Raw genomic sequence first — 16,123 nt, 5'->3', positions numbered from 1 at the left:
GCGGGGCCGTCGCAGGCGCGGTCAGGCGGGGTTCAGCGCTGCCCCACCGGCACGTAGAGCCGCTCCGCCGAGCCGGTGTACAGCTGGCGCGGGCGGCCGATCTTGTTCTGCGGGTCGTTCATCATCTCGCGCCAGTGCGCGATCCAGCCCGGGAGCCGGCCGAGCGCGAACAGCGCGGTGAACATCTTCACCGGGAAGCCCATCGCCCGGTAGATGACACCGGTGTAGAAGTCGACGTTCGGGTAGAGCTTGCGCTCGACGAAGTAGTCGTCGGCCAGCGCCTTCTCCTCGAGCGTCATCGCGATGTCGAGCAGCGGGTCGTTGACGCCGAGCTTCTTCAGGATCGTCTCGGCCTGCTCCTTGACGATCTTCGCGCGGGGGTCGTAGTTCTTGTAGACCCGGTGCCCGAAGCCCATCAGCTTCGCGCCCTGCTCCTTGTTCTTCACCCGGTTCACGAAGTCGTCGACGTTGCCGCCCTCGACGTCCTTGATGCGGGTCAGCATCTCCAGCACGGCCTGGTTGGCTCCGCCGTGCAGCGGGCCGAACAGCGCGTTCACGCCTGCGGAGATCGAGGCGAACAGGTTGGCCTGGCTGGACCCGACGAGGCGCACCGTCGACGTCGAGCAGTTCTGCTCGTGGTCGGCGTGCAGGATCAGCAGGGTGTCCAGGGCGCGCGCGACGTCGGGGTCGACCTCGTACGGCTCCGCCGGGAACCCGAAGGTCATCCGCAGGAAGTTCTCGACCAGGCCCAGCGAGTTGTCCGGGTAGAGGAACGGCTGGCCCACCGACTTCTTGTAGGCGTAGGCGGCGATCGTGAAGACCTTCGCCATGAGCCGGACGGTGGAGAGCTCGACGGCCTCCTCGTCGTGCGGGTCCAGGCTGTCCTGGTAGAAGGTCGACAGCGCGCTGACCGCGGACGACAGCACCGGCATCGGGTGCGCGTCACGCGGGAAGCCCTCGAAGAACCGCTTCAGGTCCTCGTGCAGCAGCGTGTGCCGGCTGATCCGGTTGGTGAAGCCGTCGAGCTGCTGCTGGGTGGGCAGCTCGCCGTAGATGAGCAGGTAGCTGACCTCGAGGAACGTGGAGTTCCCGGCCAGCTGGTCGATCGGATAACCGCGGTAGCGGAGAATGCCTGCGTCGCCGTCGATGTAGGTGATCGCGGACGAACAGGCGGCCGTGCTGGTGAAGCCGGGGTCGAAGGTGACCAGGCCGGTCTTGCCGAGCAACTTGCTGACGTCGACGGCCTGCGACCCCTCCGTCGGGGTGTGCACCGCCATCTCGAACTCGCCACCCGAATGCTTCAGGACGGCGGTGTCGGCTTTGGCGGCGGTCTCGTCGGACATGTGGAGGTTCCCTCTCACAGCGGGGATCAATCGGGTCTCGGGCACACGCTAGCCCGCCGTGCGGGATCCGCAGAACGCGGCGACGAGAGTCACCCCGGCGAGCTGTTCGTCACCGGTGCCCGGTATCGGAGGAACTCGGGGAACTTCGCGACACACACGAGTGTGCCCACGATCACGACCACGCCGCCCAGGGTCGCGGTGAGGCCGGGACCGATCACGGCGGCCGACGGACCGTGCCAGAGATCGGCCAGCCGCGGCCCACCGGCGACGACCACGATGAACACGCCCTGCATGCGGCCGCGCATCTCGTCGGTGGCCACCGTCTGGAGCATCGACGACCGGTACACCGAGCTGACCAGGTCGCCGGCACCCGCGACGGCGAGCGCCAGCACGGCGAGGAACAGCGAGCCGGTGAGTCCGAACACGACGATCCCGCCGCCCCACACGCAGACCGCGACGACGACGGCGACGCCCTGCCGCTGCACCCGCTGCAGCCAGCCGGACAGCACCCCGCCGGCCACCATCCCGAGCGGGATCGCCGCGAACAGCAGGCCCTGCTGGATGCCGCCCTCCGCGGTCCCGCCGAACGTCGTCGCCGCCATCTCCGGGAACACCACCCGTGGCATGCCGAAGCCCATCGCGATCACGTCCACCAGGAACGACACCAGCAGGATCCGGTGCATGCCGACGTAGCGGAACCCGTCGGCGACGGCCCGCAGGCCCACCTTCTGCCGGCCGCCCCCGGTGCTCTGCGCGGAGCTGGGCAGCGGCGGGAGCCGCCAGGTCGCCCACAGCGTGGCGAGCAGCGCGACCGCGTCGAGCAGGTACAGCGTGGACAGGCCGATGACGGGGATCAGCACCCCGGCGAGCAGCGGCCCGAGCACGGCGCCGACCTGCACGACGGTCATGTTCAGCGCGTTCGCCGCCGGCAGCTGCTCGGCCGGGATCAGCCGGGGGATGACGGCGCTGCGCGTGGGCTGGTTCATCGCGAGCATCGCCGACTGGACGGCGAACAGCACCAGCACCAGCCAGACGTTCCCCAGGTCGGTCGCCGACGCGACCCACAGCGCCAGCGAGGTCAGCGCGATCCCCGAGCCGGTGAACAGCAGCATCACGCGGCGGTCGACGGCGTCGGCGATCGCGCCGCCCCACAGCCCGAACACCACGAGCGGGACCAGGCCGAACAGGCCGGTCAGGCCGACGTAGGCCGACGATCCGGTCAGCTCGTAGATCTGGATCGGGACGGCGACGACGGACAGCTGCGCGCCGATGACGGTGACGATCCCGGCCGTCCAGAGCCGCCGGTAGGCGGGCGTGCGCAGCGGCGTCGTGTCGGCGAACGTCGACCGCAGCACCCCGGTGACCCGGGACCGGACGGTCCGGGTCCGCGCCGTCGTGGCGCCGGTCGGGGGCTCGGGTGCGACGGGGCGGGTCGGGGACTCCCGGTCCGGGCCCGGCACCGGCTGGGTCGGCCCGTCACCGGGATCGTTGCGCCTGCTCACGATGTCAGGTGTACACGGGCGGGCGACCCGCCCGCCTCGGGGTTCCCCCTACGGGGCGAGCCTGCGGACCGACCAGGCGTCGTCGCGGCCGACGTCGAACCGCAGCCGGTCGTGCATCCGGTCCTCGCGGCCCTGCCAGAACTCGACCTGCCAGGGCACGATCCGCCAGCCGCCCCAGTGCGGGGGTCGCGGGATCCGCTCGACGTCGTCGAACCGGGCGGTCACCCCGGCCAGCGCCTGGTCGAGGGCGTTGCGACCGGCGACGACCGTCGACTGGGCCGACGCCCACGCCCCCAGCTGGGACCCGCGCGGGCGGAGCGCCCAGTAGGCGTCGGACTGGCTGTCGGAGCACCGCTCCACCCGGCCGGCGAGCTGCACCTGTCGCTGCAGGTCGTACCAGGGGAAGGTCACCGAGGCGACACGTGTGCGGTTCAGGTCGTGGCTCTTCGACGACGTGTAGTTCGTGTAGAAGACGATGCCGCCCGCGTCGAGGCCCTTGCACAGCACCGTGCGCGACGACGGCACGCCCTCGGGGTCGGCCGTCGCGAGCACCATGGCGTTCGGCTCGGCGAGGGCGGCCTCGCGTGCCTCCTCCAGCCAGACGGTGAGCTGCTCGTGCCAGGTCGGGGCGAGGTCCGCGACGTCGAACGGCCGACCCGCGTAGTCGGTCCGCATCCGCTCCAGCGCCGGCGCGTCGGTCATGGTTCCCCTTCCGAGCAGGTGTTCCCCCCGGCCCCGACCGTAGGCGGGACGGGATCGCCCGTGCACCCGCCGAACGGCGGGCTCGTGCCCCGTCCGGCCCGTACCGCCCGTCGCCGTCCCCGGCCCTGCCCGGTTCGTGACCGATCACACCGGCCGGTCGCGTTGCCGGGAACCACGTACCGGGAGCAGGGTGACCGCGAATCCGAGCCGAAGGAGACCCGGTGACCGAGACCGCGACCAGCCCGACGCACGAGGTACCGCCGCCACCGCCCGGGTTCCGGTCCGGTCTGGAGGGCCACGTCGCGTTCCGGACCGAGATCGCCGAGCCGGACAAGGACGGCGGGGCCCTGCGCTACCGCGGCGTCGACCTCGAGGACCTCGCCGGGAAGGTGACCTTCGGCGACGTCTGGGCGCTGCTGGTCGACGGCCGGTTCGGCCAGGGCCTGCCGCCCGCGGAGCCGTTCCCGATCCCGGTGCACACCGGTGACGTCCGGGTCGACGTGCAGGCCGCGCTCGCGATGCTCGCCCCGTACTGGGGCTACCGCCCGCTACTCGACATCGACGAGGCCGAGGCCAGGGACAACCTGGCCCGCGCCTCGGTGATGGCGCTGTCCTACGTCGCCCAGTCCGCGCGCGGGATCGGCGTGGCCGCCGTCCCGCAGTCCCGGATCAACGAGTGCTCGACGATCACCGAGCGCTTCATGACCCGCTGGCGCGGCGAGCCGGACCCCCGGCACGTCGCCGCCGTCGACGCCTACTGGGTCTCGGCCGCCGAGCACGGCATGAACGCCTCGACCTTCACCGCCCGCGTCATCGCCTCCACCGGGGCCGACGCGGGCGCGTCGCTGTCCGGTGCGATCGGCGCCATGTCCGGCCCGCTGCACGGCGGTGCCCCCGCCCGGGTGCTGCCGATGATCGACGAGGTCGAGCGGACCGGCGACGCCGAGTCCCTGGTCACGGGCATGCTGGACCGCAAGGAGAAGCTCATGGGCTTCGGCCACCGGGTGTACCGGGCCGAGGACCCGCGCGCCCGGGTGCTGCGCCGGACCTGCCAGGAGCTGGGCGCACCCCGCTTCGAGGTGGCGGCGGAGCTGGAGCGGACCGCGCTGTCGGTGCTGCGCGAGCGCCGCCCGGACCGGCCGATCGAGACGAACGTCGAGTTCTGGGCCGCGGTCATCCTCGACTTCGCCGAGGTCCCGCCGCACATGATGCCCGCGATGTTCACCTCGGCCCGGACCGCGGGCTGGTCGGCGCACGTCCTGGAGCAGAAGCGGGAGGGCAAGCTGGTGCGTCCGTCTGCGCAGTACATCGGGCCCGGGCCGCGCAGCCCGGAGCAGGTCGACGGCTGGGACGCCGTCACCGGGAGCTGAGCCGCCGCCGGGCGGCGCGGGCCCTCAGGCCGCGCCGCCCGCCTCGTGCTGCAGGTCGAGGTCGTGGCGCTCGCGCCGGACCCGCTGGTCCTGGTGCAGCAGCGCGGTCGCCCCGATGCCGAACCCGTACGTCGCGGTGACGACCGCGACGATCGCCACGCCGCCGAGGACGAACGCGAGCGTCACCGCGCCGGCCACCCCGATCAGCACGGCGACGGTCCCCACCGGGATCGCCACGACGAACACGGCGAGCACGACGCTCAGCCCGACCAGGATCTGGACGCCGAAGCACCGCCACCACGAGCCGCGCACGAGCTCGACCGAGCGCCACAGCGCGTCCCGGGCCGGGCGACCCTCCACGACGGCGGCCGCCGGCGCGAGGGCCAGCAGCACCGACAGGTACAGCATCAGCAGGTACGAGACGGCGACCAGCACACCGCCGAGCACGGCCCCGATGCCGCCGGCACCCCACAGCGGGCCCGCGACCCCGGACGTCACGAGGGTCGGCAGGAGCCCGACCACCGTGACGACCACCTCGACCCCGTAGATCGCGCCCAGCCGGGGCCGGGCCGCCGCCCAGGCATGACCGAGGCCGATCCGGGAGCGGCCGAGCACCGCCGGGTGCAGGGTCGCCAGCACGGTCGCGATCGCCGGCGGGGCGACGGCGAGCGTCACCAGCGCCGCCGGGATCGCCGCCAGCGAGCCCTCGGCGAAGGCGGTACCCGGGTCGGTCGTCACCGGGCGGTCCAGGTCGAACCCGGTCGCCGCCGCCTGGGCCCCCAGGACCAGCAACGACAGCACGAGCGACGGCACCAGCACCGCGACGGGGTTCGCGCGGACGAACCGGATCCCGCCGCCGACGATCTCCCCCGCGTCCAGCGCGCGCAGCGGCACGATCCCCGGCCTCGGCGGTTCCGCGCCCCGTCCGCCCGGGTCGTTCTCGCTCATCGGTGTCCCCCTCGCCTCGACCGAGACCCCCGGCGTACCGGACGGACCGGCCGCGGGGCCAGCGGGACACCCGATCGTGATCACCGTGCGATCAGGCGGCGGGGGTGGGCTCCGGTGTCCGCTGCCGCCGGATCGCCACCGAGAGACCGGCCGCGACCAGGCACAGCACCGCGCCGCCGTACCAGGCGGCGTCGTAGCTGCCGAGCGCGTCACGGACCACGCCGGCGACCAGAGCGGCGAAGGCAGCACCGAGCTGGTGCGAGGCGAAGGTCCAGCCGAAGACGACGGCCGACCGCGCCCCGAAAACCTCCCGGGCCAGCGCCATCGTCGGTGGGACCGTGGCGACCCAGTCCAGCCCGTAGAACACGACGAACGCGAGCATGCTGGCGTTCAGGTCGGTGCCGAACAGCGGCGGCAGCAGGAACAGCGAGACACCGCGCAGCGCGTAGTAGGCCCCGAGCAGCAGGCGCGGGTCGACCCGGTCGGTCAGCCAGCCGGAGAGGATGGTGCCGACCAGGTCGAAGATCCCGACCAGGGCGAGCAGCGACGCGGCCGTCGTCGCGGGCATGCCGTGGTCGTGCGCGGCCGGCACGAAGTGCGACTGGACCAGCCCCGCGGTCGTCGCACCGCAGATGAAGAACCCACCGACGAGCAGCCAGAACGTGCGGTGACGGGCGGCGTCGCGCAGCGCGCGCAGCGCCAGTGCGGCGGCCCCCGACCGTTGCGGTGCGACGACGTCGGCCTCGGTCCCGCCGTACGGCAGCACCCCGACGTCGGCGGGCCGGTCGCGCAGGAACAGCAGAACGACGGGGACGACGGCGAGCGCCGCGGCCGCGGTGACCAGCGCCGCCGGGCGCCACCCCACGGACTCGACGACCGTCGCCACCAGCGGCAGGAACACCAGCTGCCCGGTCGCGGTCGCCGCGGTGAGGATCCCGGAGACCAGCCCGCGCCGGGCCACGAACCAGCGGTTCACGACGGTCGCGACGAGTGCCATCGCCATCGAGCCGGTGCCCAGTCCCACGACGACGCCCCACAGCAGCACCAGCTGCCAGACCGCCGTCATGAACACGGTCGAACCGGCCCCGACCGCGACGAGCAGCAGGGCGCAGCTCACCACCCGCCGCACCCCGAACCGCTCCATCAGGGCGGCGGCGAACGGCGCCGTCACCCCGAACAGGGCGAGGTTGACCGCGAGGGCGAACGAGATCGCGCCGATCCCCCAGCCGAACTCGGCGTTCAGCGGCTCGACGAGCACCCCCGGCGTCGAGCGGAAACCCGCCGCGCCGAGCAGCGCCAGGAACGTCGCTCCGGCCGCCCACCAGGCCGGGTGCACCCGGCGTTCCCGTCCCGCGGCGCGCGGGGGTGCCTCCGTCATGCCCCGAGCCTGCCCCGGCGCGATGATCGACGACAGTGGCCGATCGGAGGACATGTGCAAAAATTCGGCCATGTCCACCGCACCGCACCGGGTCGGCGTGCTCGCCGTCGAGGGCGTGATCGCGTTCGAGGTCGCGATCCCGGAACGGATCCTCGGCACGACGACCGCGTCCGACGGCACCCCGCTCTACGACGTCCGGGTCGCCTCCCTCGACGGCGGCCCGGTCCGCACGAGCTCCGGCTACCGCCTGCTGCCCGAGCACGACCGGGCGGTGCTCGACGACGCGCAGACCCTGGTGGTCCCGGCCGTCGCGCTCGGCGGGCCCGGACCGGCGGGCCGCCCACCGCGGGAACCCGACCCGGCGGTGCTGGAGCTGATCCGCTCCGCCGCGGCCCGAGGACGGGTGGTCGCGATCTGCACCGGCGCGTTCGTGCTGGCCGCGGCCGGGGTGCTCGACGGCCGCCGCGCGACGACGCACTGGGCGCACGCCGACCGGTTCCGGTACCGGTACCCGCAGGTCGAGCTGGAACCCGACGTGCTGTTCGTCGACGAGGGGAACGTGCTCACCTCCGCCGGGGTCGCGGCGGGCATCGACCTCTGCCTGCACCTGGTGCGCCGCGACCACGGCGCGCAGGTCGCGTCCGCCACCGCGCGGCGCAACGTCGTCGCGCCGTGGCGGGAGGGCGGGCAGGCCCAGTTCGTCGAACACCGACCGACCGAGGACGACGGCCCGGACACGGCGTCCGCGCGGGACTGGGCGTTGCGCCACCTCGACCGCCCGCTCGGCGTCGAGGAGCTGGCCGGGCGGTCGTCGATGAGCGTCCGCACCTTCACCCGGCGCTTCCGCGCGGAGACCGGGACGAGCCCGGGGCGCTGGCTCGCAGCCCGGCGCCTCGACCTCGTCCGACGCCTGCTGGAGACGACCGACCTGCCGGTCGAGCAGGTCGCCGCCCGCTCGGGCTTCGGCACCACCGCGGCGCTGCGGCACCGGCTGCACACCGAGATCGGGATGGCGCCGCTGGCCTATCGGCGCACGCACCGCGCCCCGCAGCACTGAGTCCGCGGCACCGGGATGTGGCAGGGGGCACCGTCGGGTCGGCAGGGCCGTACGGTGCTGCAACACTGGTCGGCGTGACCTCTCCAGCCGATCTGAAGATCCCCGCCGACCTCCTGCCGTCGGACGGCCGCTTCGGCTGCGGACCCTCCAAGGTGCGGACCGAACAGCTCTCGGCGCTCGCCGCGACCGGTGACTCGCTGCTCGGCACCTCGCACCGGCAGAAGCCGGTGAAGAACCTGGTGGGACGCGTGCGGGCCGGCCTGTCCGAGCTGTTCTCCTTGCCCGAGGGCTACGAGGTCGTCCTCGGCAACGGCGGCTCGACCGCGTTCTGGGACGCCGCCGCGTTCGGCCTCGTCCGCGAGCGCTCCCTGCACCTCACCTACGGCGAGTTCTCGCAGAAGTTCGCGGACACCACGAAGGGTGCCCCGTTCCTGGCCGACCCGGTGGTCGTCTCCGCCGAGCCGGGCAGCGCGCCCGCGCCGGTGAGCGACCCGTCGGTCGACGTGATCGCCTGGGCGCACAACGAGACCTCGACCGGCGTCGCGGTCCCGGTGAACCGTCCGGCCGACGCGACCGACGACCAGCTCGTCCTCATCGACGCGACCTCCGGCGCCGGCGGCCTGCCCGTCGACGTGTCGCAGTCCGACGTCTACTACTTCGCCCCGCAGAAGGGCTTCGCCTCCGACGGCGGGCTGTTCCTCGCGCTGATGAGCCCGCGCGCCCTCGGCCGGGTCGAGGAACTGGCGTCCTCGGACCGCTGGATCCCGCCGTTCCTGTCGCTGGCCACCGCCGTCGACAACTCGGCCAAGGACCAGACGTACAACACCCCGGCCGTCGCCACGCTGTTCCTGCTCGCCGACCAGATCGACTGGCTGAACGGCCTCGGCGGGCTCGACGGCGCCGTCGCACGCACCCGCGACTCGTCCGAGCGGCTGTACTCCTGGGCGGAGAAGAGCGACTTCGCGACGCCGTTCGTGACCGACCCCGCGCACCGCAGCCAGGTCGTCGGCACGATCGACTTCGACGACTCGGTCGACGCGGCCGCCGTCGCGACCGCGCTGCGGGCGAACGGCATCGTCGACACCGAGCCGTACCGGAAGCTGGGGCGCAACCAGCTGCGCGTCGGCATGTTCCCGGCGGTCGAGCCCGCGGACGTCTCCGCGCTCACCGCGGGCATCGACTGGGTCGTGGGGCAGCTCGCCTCCTGACCCCCCGCTCGACGACGGCCGGGCACCGCCTCCTGCGGTGCCCGGCCGTCGCACGTCCGGGGTCTTCCACGATTCGTTGCGTGATCGATAGCGACTCGTTGTAGTCACACGAGTCACACGTGCCCCACTGTCCTCATGAACCACGGTCCGTGGGAGTCTGCGCACGGTGAGTGACGCCACTCCCGGGTCCCACGGCCAGGTGGACTCGGCGACCAGGCAGAACTCGCCCGGCGCGCCTCACCCGGAGCCGAGCCGTGGGGATCTACCGTCACCCGGACGGGGACGAGCAGCGGGAGGACTGATCGATGCGGGCGTTGCGGGTCGTGGGGGTGACCGGGGACGGCTCGGTCGTCCTCGAGGACCCGGGGCGCCGCGAGCGCTACACGGTTCCGGCCGACGAGCAGCTCCGCGCCGCCGCACGTGGCGACGTGACCCGGCTCGGCCAGATCGCGATCGAGTTGGAGAGCCAGTTGCGCCCACGGGAGATCCAGGCCCGCATCCGGGGCGGCGCGTCGGTGGACGAGGTCGCCGCGGCGGCAGGCGTCCCGACCCAGAAGATCGAGCGCTTCGCCTATCCGGTGTTGCTCGAACGCTCCCGCACCGCCGAGCTCGCGCAGGGCGCGCACCCGCAGCGGGCCGACGGCCCCAACTCACGCACCCTCGGCGAGACCGTCGCGCACACCTTCGGCCTCCGCGGGCAGGACTACGCTTCCGCCGGCTGGGACTCCTGGAAGGGCGAGGACGGCAAGTGGGTCGTCGTGCTCACCTGGCAGACCGGGCGCTCGGACAACGCCGCGCGCTGGGCCTTCCAGCCCGGGGCGCACGGCGGCACCGTCGTCGCGCTCGACGAGCACGCCTCCGACCTGATCGAGGGCCTGCCGGCGCGTCCGCTGCGCCCGCTCGGCGCCGTCGTGGACATGGCCCGTGACGAGGACGACCAGTCCTCCGCACCCGCCGCAGCCAAGCCCGCCCGGGCCGTCGCGGGCGGCCAGGCCCCGGCACCGCCGGAGGCGTGGGCCGGGCGCGGGATCGCACCCGAGCAGCGCCGGTCCAGCCCGCCGCGACCCCAGATCGAGCCCTCCACCCGGACGTCCGCCCGCACCGACGAGACGCGCCCGCCCGCCGCCACGGCCCCGGTGATCCCGCGGACCGATCCCGACGACGACACCGCCGGCCCCGGGGACTCCGCCGGTCCCGGGGACCCCGCCGACCCCGCCGCCGACGCCACCGTCGCCGACGCTTCCGACGTTGCCGAGCCCGTCACCTCCGCCGAGGCGGCCGACGCCGGCGGTTCCGACGCTGCCGACGGTTCCGACGCCGCCGGGGCCGTGGCCGCACCGGGACCGGCCGGCGGACCGCAGGCCGCTGCTGCGCCGAGCACTCCCGCCGGCAACTCCACACCGGGCACCCCCGCCCCCGGCTCCGGCAACCGGTCCGCCGGGGCGCCGGCAGACCCGGACGGTGCAGCGACCCGGCCCACCTCGGCTCCGGCCACCTCGGCCCCGGCCGGCTCGGCTCCCGCCACCTCGGCTCCCGCCACTTCGGCTCCGCCCGGCTCGATCCCGGCCGACCCGGATGCCGCCGACTCGTCCCCGGCCGCCTCCGCCCGGTCGGCCTCGGACACCGGGGGGAACCAGGTCCATGGAATCGCTTCCCAGGGAAGCGATTCCAGCGACGCCACCCCCCCGGACTCCGCCGCGACCGGGACCGCGGCCCCGCGCTCCGGGACCACCGGCAGCGCGACCGCCACCGGTTCCGACAGCACCGGTTCCGACAGCACCGGTTCGGACGACACCGGTTCCGACGACACCGGTTCCGACGACACCGGGACCGCCGCAGCGGCGGCCGCCGAGCAGGCCCCGCGGAACGGGACGCCCGCGTCCGACGAGGAGAGCGGCACCACCGGTACGGACCAGGGGTCGCGGCAGCGCGGCGGCGCCGCGGGACGGCGGACGAAGAAGGGCAAGCCGGTCATGCCGTCCTGGGACGAGGTCCTGCTGGGCGTCCGCGGCCAGCGCTGAGGCGACCCAACGGGTTCAGCCGCCGCCCGTCACCGCGTGGAACGCCACGGCGGCCGCGGTGGCGACGTTCAGCGAGTCCACACCGGTCGCCATCGGGATCCGGACGCGCCGGTCCGCGGCGGTCAGTGCCTCGTCGGTCAGGCCCGGCCCCTCCGCGCCCAGCAGCCACGCCACCCGGCCGCCCGCGAGTCCCGCCGTCGCCAGCGGCTCGGCGCCCGCGTCCGGTGTCAGCGCGGCGACGGTGAACCCGGCCTCGCGCAGGACGTCCAGCGAGGCCGGCCACTCGCCGTCCAACCGGGTGAAGGGCACCCGCAGGACGTGCCCCATCGACACCCGGACGCTGCGGCGGTACAGCGGATCGGAGCATCCGGGGCCGAGGAGGATCCCGTCCACCCCGAGCGCGGCGGCGTTGCGGAACAGCGATCCGAGGTTCTCGTGGTCGCCCACGCCCTCGCAGACCGCGACGGTCCGCGCGCCGGCCAGCAGCTCCGCCGGGTCAGGCGCGGGCGCCCGGTCGGCGACCGCCAGCACCCCCCGGTTGAGGTGGAAACCGACCGCCTGCGCCATCGTGTCGGCGTCGGTGGAGAACGCCGGGACGTCCGTCCCGTGCAGGTCATCGGCGAGCTCGGCCAGCCGTCGCGGGACCCCCAGCAGCGACCGCACGGGGTACGGCGAGTCCAGCAGCCGCCGCACGACGACGACACCCTCCGCGATCACCAGGCCGCGTCCACCGGGGCGGTCCGGCCGCCGATCGGCGGTCGTCAGATCGCGGTAGTCGTCGATGCGGGGGTCGTCCGGGTCGTCGACGGGGGTGAGGAGGGCCACGGCGGCCGATCGTCCCACGTCACTGACCGTTCGCCGCATCTGGTCGCCCTTTCAGCCGGTGCCGCCCCGTCCGGGGATATGACACCGTGTACTGCCGCCTCCCTCGGTGCCGGGCCTGGTCCGGTCGGGTGAGGAGGCGCTCCCCGTTCGATGGAGGTCGGTTCGCGCATGGGTCAGGTGGTCGACCGGACGACGTTCACCCGGCGCGACCGCCAGCGGTACCGGATCAAGGTGCAACGGTGTCTCGACTCCCTCGAGGACCTGCTCCGCACCTACCCGTTCTCCGACACCGAACCGATGACCGGTGTGGAGATCGAGTTCAACCTCGTCGATCCGGCGCTGGCACCGTCGCTCAACGGTCACGACGTCCTGGAGACGATCAACTCCGGGGAGTGGCAGACCGAGCTGGGTCGCTGGAACCTCGAGCTGAACCTGCCGCCGCGACCGCTCCCGGGCGACCAGTGGCGCCAGCTCGAGCACGAGCTGCTCGACCTGCTGGCCGGGGCCGGGGCCAAGGCCGGTGACCTGCGCACCCAGCTCGCGATGATCGGCATCCTGCCCACCCTGGACCCGAGCCACATGACCGGCGAGGCGATCTCGCCGGACGACCGCTACCAGGCGCTCAACGACCAGATGCTCAACGCCCGCGGCGAGCCGATCCGGATCGACATCACCGGCTGCGATCCGGACGAGCGGGTCAACGCGGACTTCGAGACGATCATCCCGGAGGCGGCCTGCACCTCGATGCAGCTGCACCTCCAGGTCGCGCCCTCGGAGTTCGGCCGGTACTGGAACGCGGCGCAGTGCCTGGCGGGTGTGCAGCTCGGCCTCGGCGCGAACTCGCCGTACCTGCTCGGGTCGCAGCTGTGGTCCGAGACCCGGATCCCGTTGTTCGAACAGGCCTGCGACGTCCGGACGCCGGAGTTCCACAACCAGGGCGTCCGGCCGCGGGTGTGGTTCGGCGAGCGCTGGATCGACTCGGTGCTGGACCTGTTCTCCGAGAACGCCCGCTACTTCCCCGCGCTCATGCCGCTCACCACCGACATCGACCCGATGGCGCAGATGCGCGAGCAGGGCTTCCCCGAGCTGCCCGAGCTGACCCTGCACAACGGGACGATCTGGCGCTGGAACCGGCCGATCTACGACAGTACGGGGGCGACACCGCACGTCCGCCTGGAGAACCGGGTCCTGCCCGCCGGCCCGACGACGGTCGACATGGTGGCGAACGCCCTGTTCTTCTACGGGCTGCTGCGCACGCTCGTCGAGGCCGACCAGGAGCTGTGGCGTTCGGTGTCGTTCGAGGCCGCCCGGGAGAACTTCCAGACGGCGGCACGGCACGGCATGAACGCTCCCCTCTACTGGCCCGGTACCGGGTGGGTCCGGCCGGACGAGTTGACGCTGCGCAAGCTGCTCCCCCTGGCCCACGAGGGCCTGGCCCGCTGGGGAGTCAGCCAGGCCGTCTGCGACCGGTACCTGACCGTGCTGGAACGGCGCTGCGTGACCCGGCAGACGGGGTCGTCCTGGCAGATCGACACCGTCACCGCGCTGGAGGAACGCGGTGCCGACCGGATGACGGCACTGCACGGGATGTTGGAGCGCTACCTCGCCCACTCCGCGGCGAACCAGCCGGTGCACACCTGGGAGCTCCCCTCCTGAACCGTCCCCCGTAGGCGGCCGGCACGGCACTCCGTGCCCGGCCGCCTTCACCATCGCGAAGCGGTTCGGCCGAGCCCGTCCGGCGAGGACCCGGCGTTCCTACCGTCCCCTCCGCGTGACCCGCCCGGGCACGCGGTCCGGGGAGGGACATGTCCGCGCAGCAGCACCAGGTCCGGCCGGCCGGTGACTCCGGTCCGCGGCGATGACGGGGACGGTCGCGATGTCCCCGTTCCGCCTCTTCGGACGTCCGCAGGCCACCGTCGACGACGGTCCCGACCCCTGGCTGGACGACCCGGCCCCGTCCCCCGGCACCGGCGGGCCCGCGCCGTCCGACCGGGACCCGGCAGGTGGGCGGGCCCCTGGCGGGCCCGCGACCGCCGCCGCCCGTCCCGCGCTGTGGACACCACTGTGGACACCGCACCGGCCGCCGCTCCCCGAGCCCGCCGTCCCGGAGCCGGTCACCGATCCGTTCGGCTTCCCACCGGTCCCCGCCCGCACCGTCGCGGCACCGGCACCGGCACCGGCACCGCCCGTCGACCCGGCCGAGGCGGCCGCACTGGCCGGTGCGTTCGCCGCCGACCTGCTGTCCTGGGACGAGGACGACCCGGCTCGCCGGGCCCGTGCCGTCGGCGCGCACCTCGCGTCCCCCGAGGGCGCCGGGCTCCTGGGCTGGAACGGCACCGGCCGGCAGCGCGCCGACCTGGTGCTGCCCGGCAGGGTCCGCATCGACGGCGACCGGGCACGCGTCGACGTCCGGGTGCGGGTCGTGCCCTCCCGCAGGGTCGACACCCGCGCGCCGGGCGTGCCCGAGCCCGAGCCCGACGCCCCCTCGGCGAGCCCGCCGCGGCACCGGCGCCGGCGGCACGCGGCTGGCGCGGCCTGGCCGCCCGCTGGGTGCGGATCGAGGTGACCGTCGTCCGCGACGGTGACCGGCTCGTCGTCGACGCCGGTCCGGTCCCGGAGCCGGACGGATGCGGACCGGCGCGATGAGCGTGCGCGTGCCGTTGCTGCTGCTCGCCGTCGTCGCCGCCCTCCTCGCCGGGACGTCGACGGTCGCCGCCGCCGTCCCCCCGGCGCCCGGTCCGGACGCGGGCGCCGTGCCCGGGGCGGCCCGCCCGTACCTCGGCCTGGTCACCCAGCTGACCGCGCAGCGCTGCCCGGAGCTCCCGCCCGCCTGGGTCGTCGCCCAGGTGCAGGCCGAGTCGGGCTGGGACCCGGCCCTGCGCACCGGCGCCGCCGCGGGGCTGCTGCAGGTCTCGGAGCGGACGTGGGTGGCCGCCGGTGGTGCGCCATGGCCGGACCCGGCGCTGACCGACCCGGCCGGGCACTTGCGCACGGTCGTGCCGTGGCTGTGCTCGACCCTGCGGGCCGCCGCGGGCCTGCTGGCGACGACGCCGAAGGACGTCCCGGTGCTCGACGCGATGCTCGTCTGTCACGTGGCGGGGTGCCGGCGGGTGGCGGAGTCGGCGTCCGGGGTGCCGCAGCCCGGCGAGGCGGGCTGCTCGCCGGAGTGCTCCGCGGCGGTCCGGCGCTACGTCGACACGGTGCACGACCTCGCCGCCCGCTACTCCGGTGCCCCCGCCCCCGACGACCGGGCGGGCGTCCCGGCGCCGGACGCACCGCCGGACGACCCGGCGAAGGACCCCGCGGCGGCACCCGCGCCCGCGTGGACGGGCGGGACGACCGGCTGCGACCGGCCCGACCCGGTCCGCACCGGCGGCTGCCTGACCGGTGCCACCGCGCACGGGCTCGCGGCGGTCACCGCGGTGTTCGAGCCGGTGATCGACACCGTCGGCTGCTGGGACGAACACGCCCAGAACCCCCGCTCCGACCACCCGAAGGGACGCGCATGCGATCTGTTCACCGGCCCGGCCGGACGCGTCGCCGAGGGCGCCGACCTGGACGAGGGCTGGCGGATCACCCGGTGGTTCGCCGGCAACGCCGCCCCGCCGAAGGTCCGGTACCTGATCTGGCAGGGCCGCTACTGGGACCCGTCGGTGCGCGACGACGGCACCGGCTGGGGCCGCCGCTACACCGGCGGCGGGATCTACGACACGTCCGACCCGACCGGCGGGCACTACGACCACGTCCACGTCAGCTTCGCGGAGTGAGC

13 protein-coding genes are annotated in these 16,123 nt (G+C 74.2%); 7 read left to right on the top strand and 6 right to left on the bottom strand.

Translation table 11 applies throughout. The annotated features are described in order from the left end of the window. Positions 1-32: 32 nt before the first annotated feature. From Ae150APs1_RS18555 to pdxH, 3 genes are all read right to left on the bottom strand, one after another. Complete coding sequence (locus tag Ae150APs1_RS18555; protein ID WP_075299252.1) at positions 33-1,343, bottom strand: citrate synthase; 1,311 nt, start codon at positions 1,341-1,343, stop codon at positions 33-35. Between the two features lie 89 nt (positions 1,344-1,432). Next, positions 1,433-2,698: an MFS transporter gene (locus tag Ae150APs1_RS18550; RefSeq protein ID WP_249266571.1), complete on the bottom strand. Its 1,266-nt coding sequence runs from the start codon at positions 2,696-2,698 to the stop codon at positions 1,433-1,435. Between the two features lie 195 nt (positions 2,699-2,893). Further along, positions 2,894-3,547 (bottom strand): pyridoxamine 5'-phosphate oxidase, encoded by a 654-nt coding sequence (pdxH, locus tag Ae150APs1_RS18545; protein ID WP_075299250.1) that lies wholly within the window; start codon positions 3,545-3,547, stop codon positions 2,894-2,896. A 221-nt stretch (positions 3,548-3,768) separates the two neighbouring features. Here pdxH and Ae150APs1_RS18540 point away from each other — a divergent pair, with 221 nt between their 5' ends. Then, complete coding sequence (locus Ae150APs1_RS18540) at positions 3,769-4,917, top strand: citrate synthase 2 (RefSeq protein ID WP_075299248.1); 1,149 nt, start codon at positions 3,769-3,771, stop codon at positions 4,915-4,917. 24 nt (positions 4,918-4,941) lie between these two features. On the opposite strand, the gene Ae150APs1_RS18535 is transcribed toward Ae150APs1_RS18540, so the two are convergent. Beyond that, positions 4,942-5,865, bottom strand: coding sequence for a hypothetical protein (locus Ae150APs1_RS18535; RefSeq protein ID WP_075299246.1), 924 nt, complete (start codon positions 5,863-5,865; stop codon positions 4,942-4,944). A 91-nt stretch (positions 5,866-5,956) separates the two neighbouring features. After that, complete coding sequence (locus Ae150APs1_RS18530; RefSeq protein ID WP_075299244.1) at positions 5,957-7,243, bottom strand: MFS transporter; 1,287 nt, start codon at positions 7,241-7,243, stop codon at positions 5,957-5,959. 70 nt (positions 7,244-7,313) lie between these two features. On the opposite strand from Ae150APs1_RS18530, the gene Ae150APs1_RS18525 reads away from it, so the two are divergent. The 3 genes from Ae150APs1_RS18525 (at position 7,314) to sepH (ending at position 11,529) form a co-directional block, all read left to right on the top strand. Further along, positions 7,314-8,300, top strand: a complete 987-nt coding sequence (locus Ae150APs1_RS18525; RefSeq protein ID WP_083680224.1) for a helix-turn-helix domain-containing protein — start codon at positions 7,314-7,316, stop codon at positions 8,298-8,300. Between the two features lie 74 nt (positions 8,301-8,374). Then, positions 8,375-9,508, top strand: a complete 1,134-nt coding sequence (serC, locus tag Ae150APs1_RS18520) for a phosphoserine transaminase (RefSeq protein WP_075299242.1) — start codon at positions 8,375-8,377, stop codon at positions 9,506-9,508. Between the two features lie 305 nt (positions 9,509-9,813). Further along, positions 9,814-11,529 (top strand): septation protein SepH, encoded by a 1,716-nt coding sequence (gene sepH, locus Ae150APs1_RS32905; RefSeq protein ID WP_212567229.1) that lies wholly within the window; start codon positions 9,814-9,816, stop codon positions 11,527-11,529. Positions 11,530-11,544: 15 nt separating this feature from the next. Here the strand turns inward: sepH and Ae150APs1_RS18510 are convergent, their stop codons facing one another. After that, complete coding sequence (locus Ae150APs1_RS18510; protein ID WP_010234071.1) at positions 11,545-12,354, bottom strand: RNA methyltransferase; 810 nt, start codon at positions 12,352-12,354, stop codon at positions 11,545-11,547. A 168-nt stretch (positions 12,355-12,522) separates the two neighbouring features. Between Ae150APs1_RS18510 and Ae150APs1_RS18505 the strand changes: the two genes are divergently transcribed. From Ae150APs1_RS18505 to Ae150APs1_RS18495, 3 genes are all read left to right on the top strand, one after another. Further along, positions 12,523-14,010 (top strand): glutamate--cysteine ligase, encoded by a 1,488-nt coding sequence (locus tag Ae150APs1_RS18505; RefSeq protein ID WP_029239708.1) that lies wholly within the window; start codon positions 12,523-12,525, stop codon positions 14,008-14,010. A gap of 202 nt (positions 14,011-14,212) precedes the next feature. Next, positions 14,213-14,920 carry a hypothetical protein gene (locus tag Ae150APs1_RS31345; protein ID WP_075299240.1) on the top strand — a complete coding sequence of 236 codons (708 nt, stop codon included), beginning with the start codon at positions 14,213-14,215 and terminating at the stop codon, positions 14,918-14,920. 76 nt (positions 14,921-14,996) lie between these two features. Further along, positions 14,997-16,121 carry a lytic transglycosylase domain-containing protein gene (locus Ae150APs1_RS18495; RefSeq protein WP_139316972.1) on the top strand — a complete coding sequence of 375 codons (1,125 nt, stop codon included), beginning with the start codon at positions 14,997-14,999 and terminating at the stop codon, positions 16,119-16,121. The last annotated feature ends 2 nt before the right edge of the window (positions 16,122-16,123 follow it).

The organism is Pseudonocardia sp. Ae150A_Ps1, from assembly GCF_001932315.1.
Lineage (GTDB): Bacteria > Actinomycetota > Actinomycetes > Mycobacteriales > Pseudonocardiaceae > Pseudonocardia.
This window is presented reverse-complemented; position numbering and strand designations above follow the sequence as displayed.